Annotated in this window: 16 protein-coding genes; 10 read left to right on the top strand and 6 right to left on the bottom strand. The window is 67.1% G+C overall.

Annotation, left to right across the window (positions count from 1 at the left end; translation table 11 throughout):
* Nucleotides 1–14: 14 nt before the first annotated feature.
* The 4 genes from KF715_16545 to KF715_16560 all read left to right on the top strand — a co-directional run bounded on the left by KF715_16545 (nucleotide 15) and on the right by KF715_16560 (nucleotide 5,772).
* Nucleotides 15–1,136 carry an FIST C-terminal domain-containing protein gene (locus KF715_16545; GenBank protein MBX3738306.1) on the top strand — a complete coding sequence of 374 codons (1,122 nt, stop codon included), beginning with the start codon at nucleotides 15–17 and terminating at the stop codon, nucleotides 1,134–1,136.
* Nucleotides 1,133–2,656 carry a response regulator gene (locus KF715_16550; GenBank protein MBX3738307.1) on the top strand — a complete coding sequence of 508 codons (1,524 nt, stop codon included), beginning with the start codon at nucleotides 1,133–1,135 and terminating at the stop codon, nucleotides 2,654–2,656. The genes KF715_16545 and KF715_16550 overlap by 4 nt, the downstream gene beginning before the upstream one ends.
* Nucleotides 2,657–2,845: 189 nt before the next feature.
* The gene (locus tag KF715_16555) at nucleotides 2,846–5,020 is read left to right on the top strand and encodes a DNA gyrase/topoisomerase IV subunit A (GenBank protein ID MBX3738308.1); all 2,175 of its coding nucleotides are present in this window, start codon (nucleotides 2,846–2,848) and stop codon (nucleotides 5,018–5,020) included.
* A 17-nt stretch (nucleotides 5,021–5,037) separates the two neighbouring features.
* On the top strand, nucleotides 5,038–5,772 hold the full coding sequence (locus tag KF715_16560; GenBank protein ID MBX3738309.1) for a hypothetical protein: 735 nt from the start codon (nucleotides 5,038–5,040) through the stop codon (nucleotides 5,770–5,772).
* On the opposite strand, the gene KF715_16565 is transcribed toward KF715_16560, so the two are convergent.
* Both KF715_16565 and KF715_16570 read right to left on the bottom strand, forming a co-directional pair.
* Nucleotides 5,762–6,346 (bottom strand): ORF6N domain-containing protein, encoded by a 585-nt coding sequence (locus tag KF715_16565; GenBank protein ID MBX3738310.1) that lies wholly within the window; start codon nucleotides 6,344–6,346, stop codon nucleotides 5,762–5,764. The two genes, KF715_16560 and KF715_16565, sit on opposite strands and share 11 nt — an antisense overlap.
* 411 nt (nucleotides 6,347–6,757) lie before the next feature.
* On the bottom strand, nucleotides 6,758–7,363 hold the full coding sequence (locus KF715_16570; protein MBX3738311.1) for an antibiotic biosynthesis monooxygenase: 606 nt from the start codon (nucleotides 7,361–7,363) through the stop codon (nucleotides 6,758–6,760).
* Between the two features lie 233 nt (nucleotides 7,364–7,596).
* Here KF715_16570 and KF715_16575 point away from each other — a divergent pair, with 233 nt between their 5' ends.
* The 3 genes from KF715_16575 to KF715_16585 all read left to right on the top strand — a co-directional run bounded on the left by KF715_16575 (nucleotide 7,597) and on the right by KF715_16585 (nucleotide 10,568).
* On the top strand, nucleotides 7,597–8,670 hold the full coding sequence (locus KF715_16575; GenBank protein MBX3738312.1) for a hypothetical protein: 1,074 nt from the start codon (nucleotides 7,597–7,599) through the stop codon (nucleotides 8,668–8,670).
* A 12-nt stretch (nucleotides 8,671–8,682) separates the two neighbouring features.
* A complete protein-coding gene (locus KF715_16580; protein MBX3738313.1) occupies nucleotides 8,683–9,678 on the top strand; it encodes a hypothetical protein in 996 nt (331 codons plus the stop codon).
* 362 nt (nucleotides 9,679–10,040) lie between these two features.
* A complete protein-coding gene (locus KF715_16585) occupies nucleotides 10,041–10,568 on the top strand; it encodes a hypothetical protein (GenBank protein ID MBX3738314.1) in 528 nt (175 codons plus the stop codon).
* A 31-nt stretch (nucleotides 10,569–10,599) separates the two neighbouring features.
* Here KF715_16585 and KF715_16590 read toward each other — a convergent pair whose 3' ends face one another.
* Nucleotides 10,600–11,202, bottom strand: coding sequence for a class I SAM-dependent methyltransferase (locus KF715_16590; GenBank protein ID MBX3738315.1), 603 nt, complete (start codon nucleotides 11,200–11,202; stop codon nucleotides 10,600–10,602).
* Nucleotides 11,203–11,296: 94 nt separating this feature from the next.
* On the opposite strand from KF715_16590, the gene KF715_16595 reads away from it, so the two are divergent.
* A complete protein-coding gene (locus tag KF715_16595; GenBank protein MBX3738316.1) occupies nucleotides 11,297–12,301 on the top strand; it encodes a WYL domain-containing transcriptional regulator in 1,005 nt (334 codons plus the stop codon).
* Nucleotides 12,302–12,403: 102 nt separating this feature from the next.
* On the opposite strand, the gene KF715_16600 is transcribed toward KF715_16595, so the two are convergent.
* From KF715_16600 to KF715_16610, 3 genes are all read right to left on the bottom strand, one after another.
* Nucleotides 12,404–12,877, bottom strand: coding sequence for a hypothetical protein (locus KF715_16600; protein MBX3738317.1), 474 nt, complete (start codon nucleotides 12,875–12,877; stop codon nucleotides 12,404–12,406).
* Between the two features lie 185 nt (nucleotides 12,878–13,062).
* Nucleotides 13,063–15,093: a TonB-dependent receptor gene (locus tag KF715_16605; protein MBX3738318.1), complete on the bottom strand. Its 2,031-nt coding sequence runs from the start codon at nucleotides 15,091–15,093 to the stop codon at nucleotides 13,063–13,065.
* Nucleotides 15,094–15,203: 110 nt separating this feature from the next.
* Nucleotides 15,204–15,524, bottom strand: coding sequence for a hypothetical protein (locus tag KF715_16610; GenBank protein MBX3738319.1), 321 nt, complete (start codon nucleotides 15,522–15,524; stop codon nucleotides 15,204–15,206).
* 121 nt (nucleotides 15,525–15,645) lie between these two features.
* Here KF715_16610 and KF715_16615 point away from each other — a divergent pair, with 121 nt between their 5' ends.
* Nucleotides 15,646–16,359 carry an HAD family acid phosphatase gene (locus KF715_16615; protein MBX3738320.1) on the top strand — a complete coding sequence of 238 codons (714 nt, stop codon included), beginning with the start codon at nucleotides 15,646–15,648 and terminating at the stop codon, nucleotides 16,357–16,359.
* A 90-nt stretch (nucleotides 16,360–16,449) separates the two neighbouring features.
* The gene (locus KF715_16620; GenBank protein ID MBX3738321.1) at nucleotides 16,450–18,726 is read left to right on the top strand and encodes a fused MFS/spermidine synthase; all 2,277 of its coding nucleotides are present in this window, start codon (nucleotides 16,450–16,452) and stop codon (nucleotides 18,724–18,726) included.
* Nucleotides 18,727–18,846 lie beyond the last annotated feature (120 nt).

An 18,846-nucleotide genomic window follows, 5' to 3' on the forward strand; every position in this document is an offset into this window, starting at 1 on the left:
CCGATGTTCAGGAGATGAAAGTCGAACAGCTGCTTTTTGCCCCCACTCAGGAATGGCGCGCTCACCACGGTTCGCTCGCGGGGCTCGCGCCGCAGTTCGTCCTCGTGTTCGGCGAACGCGCCTTGCTCACCGCGGCGAATCTCGCCGGGCTGCGCGCGCGCTTCCCGACGGCGCGCCTCGTCTGCTGCTCCACCGCCGGCGAAATTCTCGGCACCGAGGTGCTCGTCGGCACGCTCACCGCCACCGCCGTCGCCTTCGAACGCAGCGAAGTCCGCTGCCTCTCCACCACCATCGCGCAACCCGCCGACAGCCGCGCGTGCGGCGCCCACCTCGGCCGCGAACTCGCCCGCCCGGACCTCGCCCACGTCTTCGTGCTTTGCGACGGCGCGATCACCAACGGCAGCGAATTCGTCGCCGGCCTCGTCGCGCATCTGCCCTCCGCCGTCAAAGTCACCGGCGGCCTCGCCGGCGACGGCGACCGATTCGAGAAAACGCTCGTCGGCCTCGACGAGCTTCCGACCGACGGCCGCATCGTCGCCCTCGGCTTCTACGGCACGCGGCTGCGCATGCACTACGGCTGCGAAGGCGGCTGGTCACCCTTCGGCCCCGAGCGCATCGTGACGCGCTCGGCCGGCAACCAGCTCTTCGAGCTCGACGGCCACTCCGCGCTCGACCTCTACAAGCGTTACCTCGGCGACCTGGCGCGCGGCTTGCCGGGCACCGCGCTCCGCTTCCCGCTCAGCGTCCATCCGATCGGCGCGGCCGCACCGGTCGTGCGCACCATCCTCTCGATCGACGAGACCGCGCCCAGCATGACGTTCGCCGGCGACATTCCCCTTGGCGCGCGCGTCCGCTTCATGCGCGCCTCCTACGAGGATCTCATCGACGGTGCCGCCCGCGCCGCCACCGCGGCGCGCGGCGATGGCCCCGAACTCGTGCTCTGCGTCAGTTGCATCGGCCGCCGCATCGTCCTCGGCCAGCGCACCGAGGAGGAAACCGAACTCGTCCGCGAGGCCGTCGGCGCCGGCTCCGTCATCACCGGTTTCTACTCCTATGGCGAACTCGCCCCGCAGGGCGACGGCGCGTGCCAGCTCCACAACCAGACGATGACCATCACCTCGCTGTCCGAAGCATGACGCCCACCCATCGCCTCCTCGCCCGCCAGCTGCGCAAGCATTTCGGCGACACTCCGCCGGACGACCCGCGGATGGAGGCGTTCCTGCGCGCCATCGAAAGCACCTACGAACAATCCGACGCCGACCGCCATCTGCTCGACCACGCGATGAAGCTCAGTTCCGACGAACTCGGCGCCGCGCTCGAATCCCTCCGCCAGCAAAACGCCTGCGAGCACGACATCATCGTCAAGCTGCGCGCCGCCATCCACGCCCTCGGCGACCAGGATCTCCCGCGCGACACCGCCACCGACGACCCGCTCGAACTCGCCGCGGTGATGCAGCAGCTCGTCGCCGAGCGCAACGCCAACAAGGCCGCGCTCGAAGCCGCCAAGGAAGCCGCCGAATCCTCCAGCCGCGCCAAGAGCGAGTTCCTCGCCGTGATGAGCCACGAGATACGCACGCCCCTCAACGCCGTCATCGGCTTCGCCTCCCTCATGGCCGACGCGCCCGACGCCGACCACCGCGAACCCATCGACATCATCCGCCGCAGTGGCGAGCACCTGCTCGCGCTCATCAACGACATCCTCGACTTCTCCAAGATCGAAGCCGGCCATCTCGAACTCGCGTCCGCGCCGTTCGATCTCCCGCAGCTCTGCCGCGATGCGCTCGACTTCGTGCGCCCGCCGGCCGCGGCCAAGCACCTCACGCTCGTCTCCGATGGCATCGAGCTGCTGCCCGCCCGCATCGTCAGCGACGCCGGGCGGCTCCGCCAGATCCTCACCAACCTCCTCAGCAACGCCGTCAAATTCACCCCCGCCGGCCGCGTCACGCTCCGCGTCGCCGCCACGCCGCGGGACGCCGGCTGGCTGCTCCGTTGCGAGGTCATCGACACCGGCATCGGCATCGGCGCCGAGCATTTGCCGCGCTTGTTCCGCGCCTTTTCCCAAGTCGACTCCTCCAACGTCCGCCAACACGGCGGCACCGGCCTCGGCCTCGCCATCAGTCGCCGCCTCGCCGAGCTCATGGGCGGCTCCCTCGAGGTGGAGAGCACGCTCGGCGCCGGTTCGCGCTTCACGCTCGCCCTGCCCGTCGGACGCGTGACGGAAACGGCGCCCGCCGTGCCCATCCCCGCCACAACCGCCGCCGCCGGCGTGCTGCGCATCCTCGTCGTCGAGGACAACGAGAACAACCGCCGGCTCATGCGCCTCGGCCTCGAAGCCTCCGGCTACGCGCCGCATTTCGCCGTCGACGGCCGCGCCGCCCTCGTCGCCCTGGCCCGGCCCGACGACTTCGATGTCGTTTTCATGGACCTGCAAATGCCCGACGTCGACGGCTTCGGCGTCGTGGCCGAGTTGCGCAAGACCGTCCCGCTGTCTCGGCCGCCGTATCTGATCGCGCTCACCGCCAGCGTGCGCCCCGAAGACCGCGACCGCGTGCTCGCCGCCGGCATGCACGAATTCATCGCCAAGCCCGCGCCCATCGCCGAAATCCGCGCCGCCCTCGTCCGCGCCCGCGACTGGCTCGCCGCGCGCGCTCGGTAGCCCGCGACCTCCGGGCGCGGGTCGATCGCGGACGGGCCGATCGTCCGCCCGCCTCCCGTCAACCGACCGCTTGACGGCCCCCCGCCCGCCCCAGCAAGTTCCAAGGGCCAACTCCCAAGCAACAAGCGCCGAGATTTCGGCTTCCATCTTGTTACTTGAGGCCTGTCACCTCCCACTTTCTCCCCGCAGATGTCCAAGAAGAAACCGTCCAAGAAACCGACCGATCAGCCCGAACTCCCGCTGGACGCCGCCGCGCCCGCGCCGGAACCCAAAGCCGAGCCACCCGCTTCCGCCGAAACGCCTGCGACTGCCGACACCGCATCCGCCCAGCCCTCAGCTCTCAGCTCTCCGCCCTCCGCTCCCGCCGACGCCCCCCGTCGCGCCAAGGGCGAAAAGGTCCAGGACGAATCCGCGCCGCTCGCGAAAGCCTACCGCAACTGGTTTCTCGATTACGCCAGCTACGTCATCCTCGACCGCGCCGTTCCGCATATCGACGACGGCTTGAAGCCCGTCCAGCGCCGCGTGCTCCACACGCTCTGGGACATGGACGACGGCCGCTTCCACAAGGTCGCCAACGTCGTCGGCGCCACGATGAAGCTCCACCCGCACGGTGACGCCTCCATCGGCGCCGCGCTCGTCGGTATCGCGCAGCGCGGCTGGTTGATCGAGCCGCAGGGCAACTTCGGCAACACGATGACCGGCGACGAAGCCGCCGCCCCGCGTTACATCGAGGCGCGCCTCACGCCGTTCGCGCGCGAAGTGCTCTTCAACCCGAAGACCACCACCTGGCAGCTCAGCTACGACGGCCGCGCCAAGGAGCCCGTCACGCTCCCGGCGAAGTTCCCCATCGCGCTCCTCGAGGGCGCCGACGGCATCGCGGTCGGTCTCGCGACGAAGATACTCCCGCACAATTTCAACGACCTCTGCCGCGCCGCGATCAATCACCTCCAGGGAAAAACGTTCCGCATCCTCCCCGATTTTCCGACCGGCGGCACCGCCGACTTCACCGAATACAACGACGGCGAGCGCGGCGGCAAAGTGAAGGTCCGCGCCAAGATCGAAGCGCGCTCGAAATATCTCCTCGCGGTCACCGAGCTGCCCTTCGGCGTCACGACCGAGTCGCTCATCGAGTCGATCCTCTCGGCCAACGCCAAGGGCAAGATCAAGATCAAGCACGTCGACGACAACACCGCCGACTCCGTCGAAATCCTCATTCACCTCCCGCAAGGCTCCGAGCCCGAGAAGGTCATTCAGCAGCTCTACGTGTTCACCAGCTGCCAGGTGCAGCTCAATCCCGCCGCCTGCGTCATCGTCCGCGGCGAGAACGGCGAGGATAAACCCCAGTTCCTCGGCGTCCGCGAAATCCTCAAGCGCTCCGCCGAAGCCACCAAGGAGCTCCTGAAGCGCGAGCTCGAGATCAAGCTCGGCGAGCTCGAACAGCAATGGCACTGGGATTCCCTCGAACGCATCTTCATCGAGAACCGCATCTACCACCGCATCGAGAAATCGAAGACCTGGGAAAGCGTGCTCGAGGAAATCCGCACCGGCTTGAAGCCCTTCGTGAAGACGCTCCGCCGCGAAGTCACCGACGAGGACATCACGCGCCTGACCGAGATCCGCATCAAGCGCATCTCCGCCTACAACCGCTTCCAGGCCGACGAAGCCATCAAGAAGATCGAGGACGGCATCAAGGAGACCAAGGCCAACCTCAAGAACCTCACCGGCTACTCCGTCGCGTGGTTCGAGATGCTGCAGGAAAAATACGGCAAGGGCATCAAGCGCCGCACCAGCTACGACGAGATCGAGCAAATCGACGCCTCCGCCGTCGTCTCCGCCAACCAGCGCCTCTACGTCAACCGCGACGACGGCTTCATCGGCCTCAACTGGCGCCAGCACGAATTCGTCACCGAGTGCACGATCCTCGACAGCGTGCTCACGATCATGGGCGATGCGTCGCTCAAGGTCACCAAGGTCGCCGACAAGGTTTTCATGGGCCGCGACATCCGGCACATCTCGATCTGGCCGAAGGACGGCGACCAGAAGTTCTACACCATGGTCTACCGCGACGGCCCCGATGGGAAAACGTTCGCGAAGAAATTCCAGATCGGCGGCCTCAGCCGCGACAAGCTCTACCCGCTCGCCAAGAGCGAAGGCTCGAAACTCGTCTGGCTCCACGTCGCCGACAAGGAGAAGGACATGCCGAAGCAGATCCACGTGAGCCTCGACGGCCGCAGTGGCGCGCGCGTGCGCGAGCTCGACTTCGACCTGACCGCGATCCCTGTCTCCACCCGCACTTCCAAGGGCCTGACGATCACCAAGTGGGCCGTGAAAGAAGTGAAGCCGAACGATCTGGAGCTGAAGTAGATCGAACGGAGAGCAACGTGAACGCAGAAGAATTCTTCCGCCTCATAGTTGCGCTCGGAGCAGAGTGTGTGGCTCCAGTTTGGGCAAGTCGTGCTGGCGGTGAACCGCCCAACTTCGTCGATCACAACGGGACGATTACCTTTGTCGATACCGGCAAGCGACTCATCGGCGTCACTGCCCGCCACGTGCTGGAGCGGTATCGGGCAATTGCGGAGTTCCCGACCGCTGCATTGGCCATCAACCTCGGCCGAGGTGTGACGCCCGGTTTCATCGCCCTGGATGTGATTGATGAAAGTGCAGAAATGGACATCGCAACCATTGCGCTGCCTGACGTTCGCGAATTCAGAGGAAGCACGAAAAAATACTTTCCGGTCAGCCATTGGCCGATCCCGAAGCCGTCGCGGGGCGAACCGGTAACGATTGTCGGCTTCCCGGGAGTTGACAGAAAAGCCACCGAAGAGCGGGGCACTTTCACGTTACAGGGCATTGGCATGACGGTTTCCAACTCGCCGGGAAGGAACGTCGCTCTCGTCGACGAACAAGGCACGCTTCAAGTCACGCGCGACGGGAAAACGCGAGCCCAAGGGCTCGAGCCTGGGGGCCTGAGCGGTGCACCAGGCTTCTTTTTCCGCGATGGAAGATTCCACCTAGCCGGATTCGTTTATGAGGGAACGGATCGCATTCTTTTCTTGGCCCCCGGTGCGCTGCTTCAGCCCGATGGTCGACTCAGACTCGATACGTTTAGCGGTTAGGTTTTTTAAGGCCTACGTGAAATCCCATCTCCTTCGCCGGCACCGGCGGTGGGTTCAGCAACGGACGCATTTTCTCGTAGACGTCGCGCAGGATGACGTCGTGCGTGACGAGCTTCTTGTCGATCTCGGCCAGCCGTTTGAAAACCGTCGCGTGTGCCAGCAACTCCTCCCGCATCTGCACGAATGCACGCACGACAAACAAACTCATCTGCACTGCGCGCGGACTGTTGAGCACCGTTGCCGCCATCAACGCGCCGTGCTCCGTGAAAGCCCACGGCAAATACGCGGCGCCGCGATGTCTTCGCTTCGATGAACTCATCGCAATTTGCGATGAGTCCGACGCATCCAATGATCCATCAACATCTTCGGGATTCGATATCGCAATCTGCGATCTCAAACGCGCGTATTCTTCCCGCGTGAGCTGAAAACGAAAATCGGCCGGGAAGCGTTCGACGTTGCGCTTGACGGCTTCGTTGAACCGGAACGTCGGCACGCCATACAAGCCTGCGAGGTCGCTATCGATCATCACGCGCTGTTTGCGGATGCTGTGGATTGGCGGGAGCTGTTCTTTCATGGGCCGATAAGTCCTCGCTGCTAGCGGCAGCAACGTGGCCCGGAGCGATGCAGCCACTTGCTCACGCCCCTCACGAGTCTAAATTCTCCCCGCTTGCCTAGCCGCACGGCGTTCGCGCGGCGGCTGGTTTTCAACCGACCCGCCGTTTGCGCCGATAGAGTTTCTGTCCGCCGGCCCTTTCAGGAAACTTCTCAGGTATTCCATCCCGATCCATGCCGCTGCGACCACGCCTCAGTAGTCCACGCCCTTCGCGGAGCTTACGCGGTGACGGATGCCGGTCGCCAAGGCTCGGCCACCGAATTGGTCAACTGGCTTGAACGAACTGGCGGACACTTTTCTTTATTTCCCGTTCGCGACCGCAGTGCCGCTGGACATCGCCGATCGGTCGCCCGCCACTCGGACCGGCACTGCTCACCCGCGCCCGTATCTCCGCTCCTCCCCTAGCTTCGGATGCTCGGGCGGTTGCAGCCAGCCGCGTGCGGCGCGCACGAGCCACGGCATCAGCAACCACGTCAGCAACGCCACGACGCCCGCCGCGACCGCGCCGGCGAACAGCACCGCCGGCAACGTCGCGCCGAGCAGCGGTTGCAGGACCGCGCGCACCGCGACCGTCGCGGGCCACACCGCCGCCCACGTCAGCAGCGCCATCTTCCAGCGCGCCGGCGCGTTCTGCGGCGATCGGAACCACGCCTCCATCCCGTGCAATTGCCGCGACGTCCAATCGTCCTCCGCGAACGGCGCCACGGTCCGGTTCCACTCCTGAAACAACGGCGAGGCGTAGAACGCATCGCGATCGCGCGCGCTCGCGAACGTCCGCAGGATGCCGAACTCCGTCGAGCCAGAGCCCGGCGGCGGCACGATCATGCTGGCGCCGAGCACGCCGTCGTGCGCGAAGGAGCTTTGGAAAAACTTCCTCAACGCCTCCTGATACTGCGCCTCGCACCCGGGCCGCACCCGGCGCGTGATCACCACATGGATCGGTCCGCCATCGTCGCTCGCTGTCACTTCAGTGTTCATGGTTCATGCTTCCCCGAGGAAGAACGTCACCCTAATCCCGCGCTCCGCCCGAAGGAAAGAGCGCAACCGCCGCCCGCCACTTCGCTGTGCGCGGCACGGTGCCGAAAGTTTCACCCGCCGGGAGTAATCTCGCGGCTTGATTCGCCCTCGCACGCTGTCTTCGTGCCGCCCCACGGGCCACTGCACCTCTCGGTGCGGCGGCCCGTTTTTCTTTGTCCGCAAACCCACGCCCCATGTCCACGCCTCCCCTCCCGCCTCCGTTCCAGATTCCCGCTAATCTGATTTCCGCGCCCGCCTCGATCGTCATTCCGCTCCACGCCATCCCGCTCGGCGGCCCCGCCACCGCGCCGCAAAACTACAAGCTCGGCCTGCTGGTCCAAGCCACCGACGACCAAGGCCACGCGTCCGCAGCGCAGCTCTTCGAATTCGATACCGGCGGTCAGGGCTTCTGGATGCACCCCACCGGCTCGTTGCCCAAGCCCGCCATCGCCGACTGCACGCTGCAGATTTCCTACACCAGCGGCATTTCCTACCTCGCCCAGCCCGTCACGCTGCGCCTGACGTTTCCCGAGGCGACCGCCACGCTTGGCACCACGGTCACCGTCGGCGTGATCGGCAAGATCGAAAACGCGCAGTTCCCGATTTTCGGCGCGTTCTACGGCGATTTCGGCGCGGCCCTGCAAGCCTTCACCGGCGACGCCGCGACCCCCGGCAGCCTGCTCACCGCGCTCGCGCAGCTCCCCTCGCCCTACAACAACGGCTTCATCGTCGACGTTGGCGGCTATCCGCCCGGCTCGCGCTCCGCCGGCTCCGGCGCGCAGCCGCGCGTGATCGTCGGTCTCACCGACGCGTTGCGCGCCTGTTTCCCGCAAGCCGTGCCGATGAACGCCGCCGCGCCCTACGCGGGCCAGAGCGGTCCGGTGAACACCTTCGCCGAGACGCTCATTCAAGCGATCCTCACCGTGAACGGCGCCTCGACGCCGCCCATCGGCGTCGTGTTCGACACCGGCGCGCCACAAGCCCGCGTGCACACCGGCAACGTCGTCGGTGACCAGTTCAAGCCCAACACCGGCGACACCGTCACGCTCGTCCCGGTGCCGCCCGCCGGCGCCGCACCCGTGCCGCCGTTTGCGGTGCTGGATTTCGTCGTCGGCAATCCGCCCAACGGTGCCGGCTCCGCCAGCCAGGGCGCCCTCAACATCCCGGCCGGCTACATCAACACCGGCCTGAATCCCTTCTACTCGTTCCCCCTCATGTTCGATCTGCAGAACGGCCTCGTTCGCTTCCCCGCCCTCTCCAACTCCTGACTCTTCTCCGCCATGCCTGCCTCGTCTCCCGTCATTCGCGTTCCGCTCACCCATCCGCCCTTCCACGGTCAGGCCACGGGCAACAGCTACAACGTCACGCTCCAAGTCTCGCCCTCCGCGCCGACGCCGAGTCCGATTCATCCCTGCCAGGTCGACACCGGCTCGTGCGGCATCGTCATCCCCGCGTCGCTGCTCTACGCCAACGGCTCCGTCGGCGGCACGCTTCTCCCCGGCGTCACGCGCGGCGTGGCCGCGCCGCCGATCCGCTACCAACCCTCGAACAAGGAATTCCAAGGCTGGTATTACACCGTCGCCGAACTCGCCATCGGCGCCTCGCTCGATCACCCGCCGGCCTTCATCGCGCAAAACATCACCGTCGTGGGCATCGACGACCCCGACCCCGGCGTCGGCATGATGGGCGTCGGCTTCGGCCGCCCCACGCAATACGGCTCCAACGTCTTCCTCAGCGCGCCGGGCATCAACCCGTCCTTCCTGCTCACGACCGATGGCATCTGGCTCGGCTACACCGCGGCGACGCTGCCCAACGCCGCGGCCTTCGGCTTCCAACAGCTCACGCCCACGCTCACCGGCGACTGGAATACTCCGGCCGCGACCATCACCGTCACGACGCCCGACGCCGCGCTGCCCGCCTTCCCCGGCAACGCCCTGCTCGATACCGGCGTCACGCTGATGATGCTCGGCGTCACGCAACCGCTCACGCCCGCACTGCTCACCGGCAGCACGATCGAGATCGCCTGGCCCAATACCGACAACACCGCGACGATCCTCAGCTACAGCTTCCAGGTGACCGGCCCCGCCACCGACGCCACGATGCCCGGCCAATATCTCGTCAGCGGCGACTCCGTCATGAATCCGAAGTGCCTCATCGCGCTCGGTGCCAAGTCTCCCGCCTTCGTGAACACCGGCATCAACGTCATTCGCGGCGCGGATATCTTCTTCGACTCCGCCGCCGGCTGCATCGGCTTCCGCCCCACCGGTGCGACCTGAGCGACTCACCGCGCACCCGCGCGCTTTTCTCGTCAAGCCCCGCACCGCATGCGCCGATATACTCCATGTCCGCCGGTTCTTTCAGTAAACTCATCAGGCATACTATCCCATACATGCCGCTGCGATCACGCCCAAGTAGTCCCACTCCCATCGCGGAGCCTAAACGGTGACGAATGCCGATCGCTAGGGCTTGGCCACCGAATTGGTCATCACGCCTGAAAGTCCGGCGGACAATTTAATCTCCGCGCGCTGAAGACACGCGCAGTCGCACCGCCATCGGTCCGCTCCCGGCCCTCCGTCCTCCGACTTCAGGCGTGCCTTTCGCGGGCGTCGTGCTTCGATTGGCGGAGCCCCACCACCCCATGAGCAGCTCCGCGCCCCTGAGCTCGTTTCGTGTTCGCCCGCGTTTTTCCGAGACGGTCCCCACCCATCGCGACGAAACGAAAAAACTGATCCTCGCCTCGCTCGCCCGCGAACCGTCCGGGACCTTCGAGCTGCGGCCATTCGATGAATTCGTCGGCATCCACATCGCCGAGGGAGATCGCCGCTACTATTCGCCGCGCCTGATGCTCAGCCTCTACGACTGGCCCGAGGGCGGCACGCTGATCGAGGGCACCTTCGGCCCCGAAATCGAGGTGTGGTCGATCTTCCTCTACGGTTACATCGGCACCGGGATGCTCGGCACACTCTCGGCGATCTACGGCGGCGCGCAGCTGTTCATCGACCAGGAACCGGCCGCCTTCTACGTCACCGGCTCGATGGCCGTGGTCGCCTGCGCGCTCTACCTCGCCGCGCAGCTCGGCCAGAAATTCGCCGCGCACCAGACCTTCAAGCTCCACGACGCCTACGAACGCGCCATCGGCCCGCTGCGCGCCGGCTTCGCCTCCTGAGTGCCGCTTCGCCGCCCGGCATCGCGTTCGCTCACGCCCGCTGCGCGACGAAGAACACATGCAGCTCCGGCCACTGGTCGAATTCGAAATGCCGCAGCGTCACGCCCGCCTCGCGCAGCGCCCGCAGGATGTTCGGCACGCCCGGCGCCGCGTGATACAGCGGGACACCGTGACAGGGATTCGTGACCTCGCCCGGCTGCTCGACTCCCCCGCTGGTGAAAACCAACACGCCGCCCGGCGCCAGCGCCGCGCACAGTTTCGCGACGACGCCCAGCTGCCGGTCGAGCGGCACATGCCAGATGCTGTCCCACGCCGTGATGAAATCGTAGGCACGCGGCGGCGACCACGCGCAGATGTCTGCCTCGTGAAACACCGTGTCCGGCTCGGCCCGTCGCGCCAGCTCGAGCATCCGCTCCGAAATATCCACGCCTTCGACCGTGAAGCCGTGCCGGCGCAGCAAGGCGCGCAGCCGGCCGTTCGCCCCGCAGCCCACGTCGAGCGCGTGGCCGCCGCCCGGTCGGCGAAATACCAGCGCTCGCTCGTGCGCCGCGAGACCGTTGGCCGCGTGGAAATCCGATCCGATCCAGTGCTCGCCGATGCGATTGTAGACGGCGGCGGTTTCGCGTGGCTCCATGCGGCGACAAAAACTCCGCCGCGCCACGACGCCAAGCGTCTTCCGGCGAGATTTGCCGTGCGCCCGCGGCCCGCGCGTGTTTGGTGAGTCCCGCATGCCGAAAGGTGCCCTGCCCTCTTCCCGCCCGCCGCTCGCGCGGATGCTGCGCATCCACGAAATCCTGCAGGACGGCCGGCAGACCAACTGCACCAAGCTCGCCGAGCAGCTCGAGGTTTCCACGAAGACGATCATGCGCGACCTTGCGTTCATGCGCGACCAGCTCGACCTGCCCTGCGAATACGACGCCCAGACTTTCACCTGGCGCTACGCCTGCCCGGTGAAGAATTTCCCGACCGTGCAGATCAGCGAAGGCGAGCTGCTCGCGCTGCTCGTCGCGCGCAAGGCGCTCGAGCAATACAAGGGCACGCCCTACCACGCGCAGCTCGCCCACGCCTTCGACAAGCTCTCCGCCGGCCTCAACGATCGCATCAGCTTCTCGCCCACCGGCACGCTCGGAAACATCTCCTTCCACACAGCCGGCCTCGGCCGCTCCGACCTGAAACTCTTCGAGCGCCTCTCGCGCGCCGTGAACGAGTCGCACGAGGTCGCCTTCGACTATCGCAAACCCGCCAGTCGCGCCGTCGAACAGCGCCGCGTCCAGCCCTACCACCTCGCGAACCGCGAGAGCGCGTGGTATCTCGTCGGCCATGACCTCGAACGCGGCGCCCTGCGGACCTTCTCGCTCGCGCGCATGCAGGCGCTCACCGTGACCGAGCGGCGTTTCGAGCGCCCGGCCGATTTTTCCGCCGAGAAGTTTTTCGGCAAGGCCTTCGGCGCCTTCGTCGGCACCGGCGACTACCGCGTCGTCGTGCGCTTCGCCGCCGCCGTGGCGGACCAGATCCGTGAACGTTTCTGGCACGAATCGCAGGAAACGCGCGACCTCCCCGGCGGCGCGGTGGAATTCACGGTCCAGCTCGGCGGCCTCGACGAGATCGTGCGCTGGCTGCTGGGCTGGGGCGGCGACGCCGAGGTCGTTTCACCGCCCGAGCTCCGCGAACTTGTGCGCGCCAAAGCCGCCGCGATCGCGCAACGCTACGCGACCCCGCGCGGCAAAAGGTAATCCACAACCTCCGGGCGCGGGTCGGAAAAGCGCGACGCGCAATGGAGGGCGCGGCTACTGCCGCGCCGTTTGCCGCTCGTTCGCTTCCGCCATTTCTTCGCCTTACGCCGCCAGCGGCCGCACCAGCGCCGGCACGAGTTCCGACAACATCGACGGTTTGCGCCCCGCCGGCAGACGGCGGCGCACCGGCGCCGGCTTCGGCCCGAGCGCGACGACCAGCCGCTGCATCAGCAGCTCGATGCGTTGCGCGGAGATTTTCCAGTCCGCGCCGGCCGGGTGATACCACTCGAAGCCGAACGACACGCTGCCGTGGCCCGCGCCGTAGCTCACCACCGGGTGGCCCTCGACCGCCATCTCGTGGAACAGCTCGATGCCGCTCGTGAGCAGGCGCTCCTCGGCGAGCGAGATGAAACACTTCACTTGCTGGCCATGCGGCCGGCCACCGAGCGACAGGCGGAATTCGCCGTCTTGGCCGACGTGGATGAGTTCGTCGAAGTCTTCCTGGGTGCGAAACCCGAGGAGCGACAGGGCGGAGCGGCATTCGATGAGGGGAGTGCGAAGGGAGATCGTGTTCATGGGTGGAATTGTGGCTCCACTCTAACACCCGGGGTCGGACACGCGCCGTCCTACCCTGTGGACCCGCACGATATTTTTCGCCCTCCGCCCGCGAGCCCACCTCGCCCGAGGCGCGCGCCCCATGGCGCACATCCCCGGAGAGTGGCTGCGGCCCGATGCAGAGCCGCGTTACGACCGAAGCCGCGTCAGAACTCGAAACGCACGCCGGCCGTGACATCGCGGCCGGGCAGCGGCGCGATGTCCTTCAGGAACGACGTGGCGACGCGCGCCGTGGCATCGGTGAGGTTCGTGCCGCGGAGGAAAAGCTCCGCGTGGACACCGCCCAGTTTCACCCGCCGCGTGACCGAGGCATTGACGAGCGCGTAGCCCGCCGTGGCGGTCTCGTTCTCCGCCGTGCGATTCTGCCGAGCCGCCGTGCGCACCTCCGCCGTGAACGACCACGGCCCGGTGCTCCAGTCCGCCGCGACGCCGAAGCGCGACGGCGGGATGCGCGGCAGCGGGCGATCCGCGTCCAGGTTGTCCGCGCGCACGGTGTCGGCGGTGAAGCGCAACTCGGCGCGCGACGTCTTCGTCTCGAGCAGATGCGTCGTGAGTTCGAGTTCCGCGCCCACAAAACGCGCTGCGCCCTGCTGGAAACGATAGATCGGCAGACCCGTTGCCGTGTCGTCGGCGCCGGTCGCCTGCTCGAAGATGAATCCGTCAAAGCGGTTCGCGAACACCGTCACCGCACCGGTGAGGAAGCCCGCGCGCTTCCGCAGGCTGAGGTCCACGCCGCTCACTTTTTCGGGCCGCAGCGCCGCATCGCCGATTTCGAATGCATTCGTGCCGACGTGCGGCCCGTTGGCGAACAGCTCCTGCGCGTTCGGCGCGCGCTCGCTACGCGTGACCGAGACCGCGAGCGCGTAGTCGTGCGGCAGCCGCCAGACCGTGCCGCCGGAAAAGCCCACGAGCGTCTCGTCGCGCTCGGCGAAGCCGCTGGCGGCGTCCGGCGCGATCTTCTGTTGCTCGACGCGCGTGCCGAACTCCCAGGTGACACTGTCGCGCCGCAGTTCCTCGTAGACAAAGAGCGCACGATTGGTCGTCACCGATTGCGGCAGAAACGCCTCCTCGCCGATCGCTTGGAAATCGCTGCGCGAGGCCTGCAGGCCGATCGCACCCGTGAGCGGGCCGACCGGCGCGTGCAACAGCTCGAGGCGGCCTTCGTAGCCGCGGTTCTTGAACACCGTGCCGACGTCCGCGCCCTCGAACTCGGTGTGCTGGTAGTCGGCGACGCCGAGTTGGAAATTCGCCGCGCGCAGCCACGCCGCGGGCTGCAACAGTTCCGCATGCGCGTCCCAGCGGCGCTGGCGCAGCTCGATCCTGACATCGGGCTCGGCCACGGTGCCGTAGCGGGAATTGAGTCCGCTGTAGGACGCGCCGACGTGCCCCGCGGCACCGTTTTCGCCGAGGAAACGGGTCAGACCGAAGCCGGCGCCATCGCTCTCGGTCGCGCTGTTGATCAGCGTGCCGTGCGAAATCGGTTCGCCGGCGGCTTCCATCTCCTCGCGTCGTTCATCCGTGGGCCCGAAGCCGGGAATCTTCACGTCGTCGGTCTTGCGCGTGAAGCCGTCGAGGCGCCACGCCCAGTCGCCCGCTCCGCCGGTGAACACGCCGGCGCCCGACCGCTCATCGGCGGCGGAGCCGAACCGCGTTTCGACGCGGCCTTCGAGCGCGCGAGCGGGCTTTTCCTCGAGGATGCGCGAATCGATCACGTTCACGACGCCACCGATCGCCGAGCCGCCGTAGAGCAGCGTCGCCGGACCGCGCACGAGTTCGATGCGATCGACGAGCAAAGGATCGACGCTCACCGCGTGGTCGGGACTGACCACCGATGCGTCCATCGTGCCCACGCCGCTCGTGAGCACGCGGATGCGGTCGCTGCCCATGCCGCGGATGACCGGACGCGACGCGCCCGGTCCGAAATACGTCGACGACACGCCGGGCTCGCCCGCGAGCGTCTCGCCGAGACTGGATTGCCGCGCGACATCGAGCCGCGCGCCGCCGAGCACGGAGGCCGGCTGGGCGATTTCGTCGACCGCCCGGTCCAGCGCGCTGGAGGTGACGACGAATTCGCCGAGTTTGACTTTGTCCTGCGGCGCATCGGCCGGAGGGACGGATTGGGCCGTCGCAAGCGCGACGCTGCCCAGGAACAATGGGAAAAGGGAAAGGGATTTCATGCTGAACGAACGAACGCGTTCCGCAGCATTTCGCTGCGAAACGAAGGGAACCAGACGGAGGACGGCCAGCGGCGCGCCCGCGTGGGCGCCCGCGTTTCAGGATCGTTGGTTCAGCAGTGCGGCGGCCCGCAGGCCGGTCGCAGACGGTAGTCCGGCGCGCTCCAGTCGTGCGACAGGGGCAGCGCCACGCGCCCGATCTCGCGGGCGTCGGAAAGGGATTGCAGCACCGGCGCGCCGCCGAGCGACTCCACGCCGTGCGCGAAAAGCGTGATCGCGCACTCGTGCGAATGCGCGTCGCTGTCGTGGTGCAGCGTCGCGTGCAGTTCCGGGCTGGCGGCGAACACGCCGAGCGCCCACACCACGACCGCCAACGAAGCCGCCAGCCAGCGCGTGGCGCGCGGCAGGGGAGTTTCGTGGCGGCGATCGGACATGCCCGCGAAGGTTGCCGGCGTCCGCCGTTCGTCAAGCGTCGGCTGGCCAGCAGGCGCGGCGCAGCGACGAACGCGGCGGTAAACCGGTTGAGTTTTCCCCCGCGCACCGCACTGTGGCCGGATGCAAAGACGCCTCGTCGCGCCGGCGCTGGTGGCCGGCCTGTCCCTCGTTCTCACCAGTTGCGTCAACCCGCCCTCGCGCACGCCCGACCGCACCGCGCCGCCCCCGGCCGCCGCGACCGCTCCCGCCGAGCCCCACAACCTTTACCTGCTCAAGCAGGAACTCAAAGCCTACGTCGACAGCGGACGCTACGAAGCCGGACTCGCCGCCGTCGCCGCCGAGGCCAAGCAATGGATCGAAACGCGCGCGCCCCAAGGCGGCGGGAAACTCGCCATCGTCTTCGACCTCGACGAAACGCTGCTCTCCAACCTCACCCACATGCTCGCAATGGACTACGGCTACGTGCCGAAGAAGTGGGACGAGTGGATCGAGGAAGCGCAGGCGCCCGCCATCGCGCCCGTGCGCGAAGTCTACCTCGCCGCCCGCGCCCACAACGTCGCGGTGATCTACATCACCGGCCGCCGCACGAAGGATCAACCCGGCACGGAAAACAACCTGCGCAGCGCCGGCCTCGGCGGCTACACCCGCATCTTCTACAAGGCCGCGGACGATCGCGGCACGACCGAGGCGTTCAAGACCGCCACCCGCCGCAAACTGGTCGAAGAGGAAGGCTACACCATCATCGCCAACATCGGCGATCAGGTCAGCGACCTCGCGGGCGGCTATTCCGAGCGCACCTTCAAGCTGCCGAATCCGTTCTACCTCGCGAAGTGAGACCCCCAGCGCACTCCGCGCCGTCACCAGCGAGCGGCTGACCGCGAACGCACCGCGCCTCTTTCCCTGCTCCGAGCTCCCCGCTCCCCCGTGCCGCTTTACGCCCTCACCATCTTTCTCGGCGCGTTCCTGCTGTTCCTCGTCCAGCCGCTCATCGGCAAATACATCCTGCCGTGGTTCGGCGGCGGGCCGGGCGTGTGGACCGTCTGCCTGCTGTTTTTCCAGACGCTCCTGCTCGGCGGCTACGCCTACGCGCACTTCACGTCGACGCGCCTGAAACCCCGCACGCAGGCCCTCACGCACCTCGTGCTGCTGGCGCTCTGCCTCGTCTGGCTGCCGATCGTCCCCGACGCGGCGTGGAAACCGGGTCCGGGCGACGAGCCGACGAAACGCATCCTCCTGCTCCTCACCGCGACGCTCGGCCTGCCCTACCTCCTGCTCTCCGCCACCGGCCCGCTCCTGCAACGCTGGTTCAGCCTCTCGCATCCGGACAAATCTCCCTACCGCCTCTACGCGCTCTCGAACGTCGGCTCGCTGCTCGCGCTGCTCGGCTACCCCTTCGCGATCGAGCCGCTGCTCTCCCGCTCCGCGCAAGCCTGGGCGTGGTCCGGCGCGCTCGTGGGCTTCGTCGTGCTGTGCGGCGTGTGCGCCTGGCAAATCCACCGCGCCGATCCCGCCGCGCCGGCCACGGTTCCCGCAGACAACGGCGCGCCGGAGGACGACAAACCTACGCTCCTGCAAAAGTTCTTCTGGGTCGCGCTGCCGGCCACGGCGTCCGTCCTCCTCGTGGGCACCACGAGCAAGCTGTGCGTCGACGTCGCGGTCATTCCCTTTCTCTGGGTGCTGCCGCTCGCGATCTACCTCGTGAGCTTCATTCTGAGCTTCGACCACCCACGCTGGTATACGCGGGGATTGTTCGCCGCGCTCTTCGTCGTGGCGGGCACGGCGGTCGCCTACTTCGTGTCGCTCGGGCTGCACGCGCCGATCCTCGTGCAGGTCGTGGCCTACACCGCCTCGCTCTTCGTCGCGTGCATGATCTGCCACGGCGAGGTCTACCGTCTCCGGCCATCGCCGCGGCACCTCACGAGTTTCTACCTGCATCTCTCGTTCGGCGGCGCGCTGGGCGGCATCTTCGTCGGCCTCGTCGCGCCGGTCGTGTTCAACGACTACTACGAGCTGCATCTCGGCTACTGGGCGCTCGCTTACCTACTCGCCTCGCTCTGCCTTGTGCAACGCAGCCGCGCCATCGCACTCGGCACCGGCGCCGGCGCGCTGGCCGGCATCGCGCTGCTGCCCGCATTTTTCCTCAACCACGCAACGGAGTCCGGCTGGTTCGCGCCCGTGAAAAACTACGCGAACACCTACTACGCATTCTATCTCGAGTATCGCTGGTGGGCCGTGGCCGTGCTGCTGATGCTGCTGTGGTCGTTGCGCGGCGCGCTCCAGGCGCGCTTGCCCGAGGACTGGCGCGTGCGGTTCTCGTTCCTGCCGCTGTCGCTCACCGCCCTGCTCGGCGCGGTGTTCGTCATCCAGATCACCGGCACGAACGCGGGCATGATCGAATCCTCGCGCAACTTCTACGGCACGCTGAAGGTGCGCCCTTACGGGGAACCCGACTCCATTTCCTACAGCTACCTGCTCAGCCACGGCGTCACCACCCACGGCCTGCAACTCGCCCGCCCACCCTACGACAAGTGGGCCACGACCTACTACGGGGCCCACAGCGGCATCGGCCTCGCCCTCGCGCACGCCGAGCCCACGAAAGGCGGACGCCAGTTCGGCTTCGTCGGCCTCGGCGCGGGCACGCTCGCCGCCTACGGCCTGCCCGGCGACACGTTGCGCATCTACGAAATCAACCCCGCCGTGCTGCGGCTGGCGCGCGAGCGGTTCACCTTCCTCGCCCAAACTCCCGCCGACGTAAAAATCGTCCTCGGCGACGCGCGTCTCTCCATGGAGGACGAGCTCGCGCACGACGCGCCGCAACACTTCGACGTGCTCGCGCTCGACGCCTTCTCGAGCGATGCGATCCCCGTCCACCTGCTCACCGAGGAAGCGTTCGCCGTCTACCTGAAACACCTGAAACCCGGCGGCGTCATCGCCGTGCATATCTCGAACCGTTACCTCGACCTGCGCCCGGTCGTCGAAGGTCTCGCGAAACACTATCGCCTCCACCTCGCCACGATCTCCGACCACCCGAAGTCCGAGGATTGGTGGCTCTATCGCACCACATGGATGCTGCTCAGCGCCGACGCGACGAAGTTCGCCCACCGGGATTTCCAGGACGCGATGGACGACCCGTCGGACGCAACCGCCAGGACAATCCTCTGGACCGACGACCGCGCGAGCCTCGCCGGCATCCTGCGCTGAACGCGGCGCAGAAATCGTGGAAAATCGAAGCCGTCTGATTGCGTGGCGGAAGCCGTGAGGCTTTCGCCGAACCGCCGCGCGTGGCGAAATTCTCGCGAATTCCGCTACGGCAACAGTCCG

This window comes from Candidatus Didemnitutus sp. (assembly GCA_019634575.1).
Lineage (GTDB): Bacteria > Verrucomicrobiota > Verrucomicrobiia > Opitutales > Opitutaceae > Didemnitutus.

What these genes read in the sequence shown, in the direction of transcription:
- KF715_16545 (MBX3738306.1), top strand. Translation starts at nt 15, where the DNA reads ATGAAAGTCGAACAGCTGCTTTTTGCCCCCACTCAGGAATGGCGCGCT.
- KF715_16550 (MBX3738307.1), top strand. Translation starts at nt 1,133, where the DNA reads ATGACGCCCACCCATCGCCTCCTCGCCCGCCAGCTGCGCAAGCATTTC.
- KF715_16555 (MBX3738308.1), top strand. Translation starts at nt 2,846, where the DNA reads ATGTCCAAGAAGAAACCGTCCAAGAAACCGACCGATCAGCCCGAACTC.
- KF715_16565 (MBX3738310.1), bottom strand. Translation starts at nt 6,346, where the DNA reads ATGAAAGAACAGCTCCCGCCAATCCACAGCATCCGCAAACAGCGCGTG.
- KF715_16570 (MBX3738311.1), bottom strand. Translation starts at nt 7,363, where the DNA reads ATGAACACTGAAGTGACAGCGAGCGACGATGGCGGACCGATCCATGTG.
- KF715_16575 (MBX3738312.1), top strand. Translation starts at nt 7,597, where the DNA reads ATGTCCACGCCTCCCCTCCCGCCTCCGTTCCAGATTCCCGCTAATCTG.
- KF715_16580 (MBX3738313.1), top strand. Translation starts at nt 8,683, where the DNA reads ATGCCTGCCTCGTCTCCCGTCATTCGCGTTCCGCTCACCCATCCGCCC.
- KF715_16585 (MBX3738314.1), top strand. Translation starts at nt 10,041, where the DNA reads ATGAGCAGCTCCGCGCCCCTGAGCTCGTTTCGTGTTCGCCCGCGTTTT.
- KF715_16590 (MBX3738315.1), bottom strand. Translation starts at nt 11,202, where the DNA reads ATGGAGCCACGCGAAACCGCCGCCGTCTACAATCGCATCGGCGAGCAC.
- KF715_16595 (MBX3738316.1), top strand. Translation starts at nt 11,297, where the DNA reads ATGCCGAAAGGTGCCCTGCCCTCTTCCCGCCCGCCGCTCGCGCGGATG.
- KF715_16600 (MBX3738317.1), bottom strand. Translation starts at nt 12,877, where the DNA reads ATGAACACGATCTCCCTTCGCACTCCCCTCATCGAATGCCGCTCCGCC.
- KF715_16605 (MBX3738318.1), bottom strand. Translation starts at nt 15,093, where the DNA reads ATGAAATCCCTTTCCCTTTTCCCATTGTTCCTGGGCAGCGTCGCGCTT.
- KF715_16610 (MBX3738319.1), bottom strand. Translation starts at nt 15,524, where the DNA reads ATGTCCGATCGCCGCCACGAAACTCCCCTGCCGCGCGCCACGCGCTGG.
- KF715_16615 (MBX3738320.1), top strand. Translation starts at nt 15,646, where the DNA reads ATGCAAAGACGCCTCGTCGCGCCGGCGCTGGTGGCCGGCCTGTCCCTC.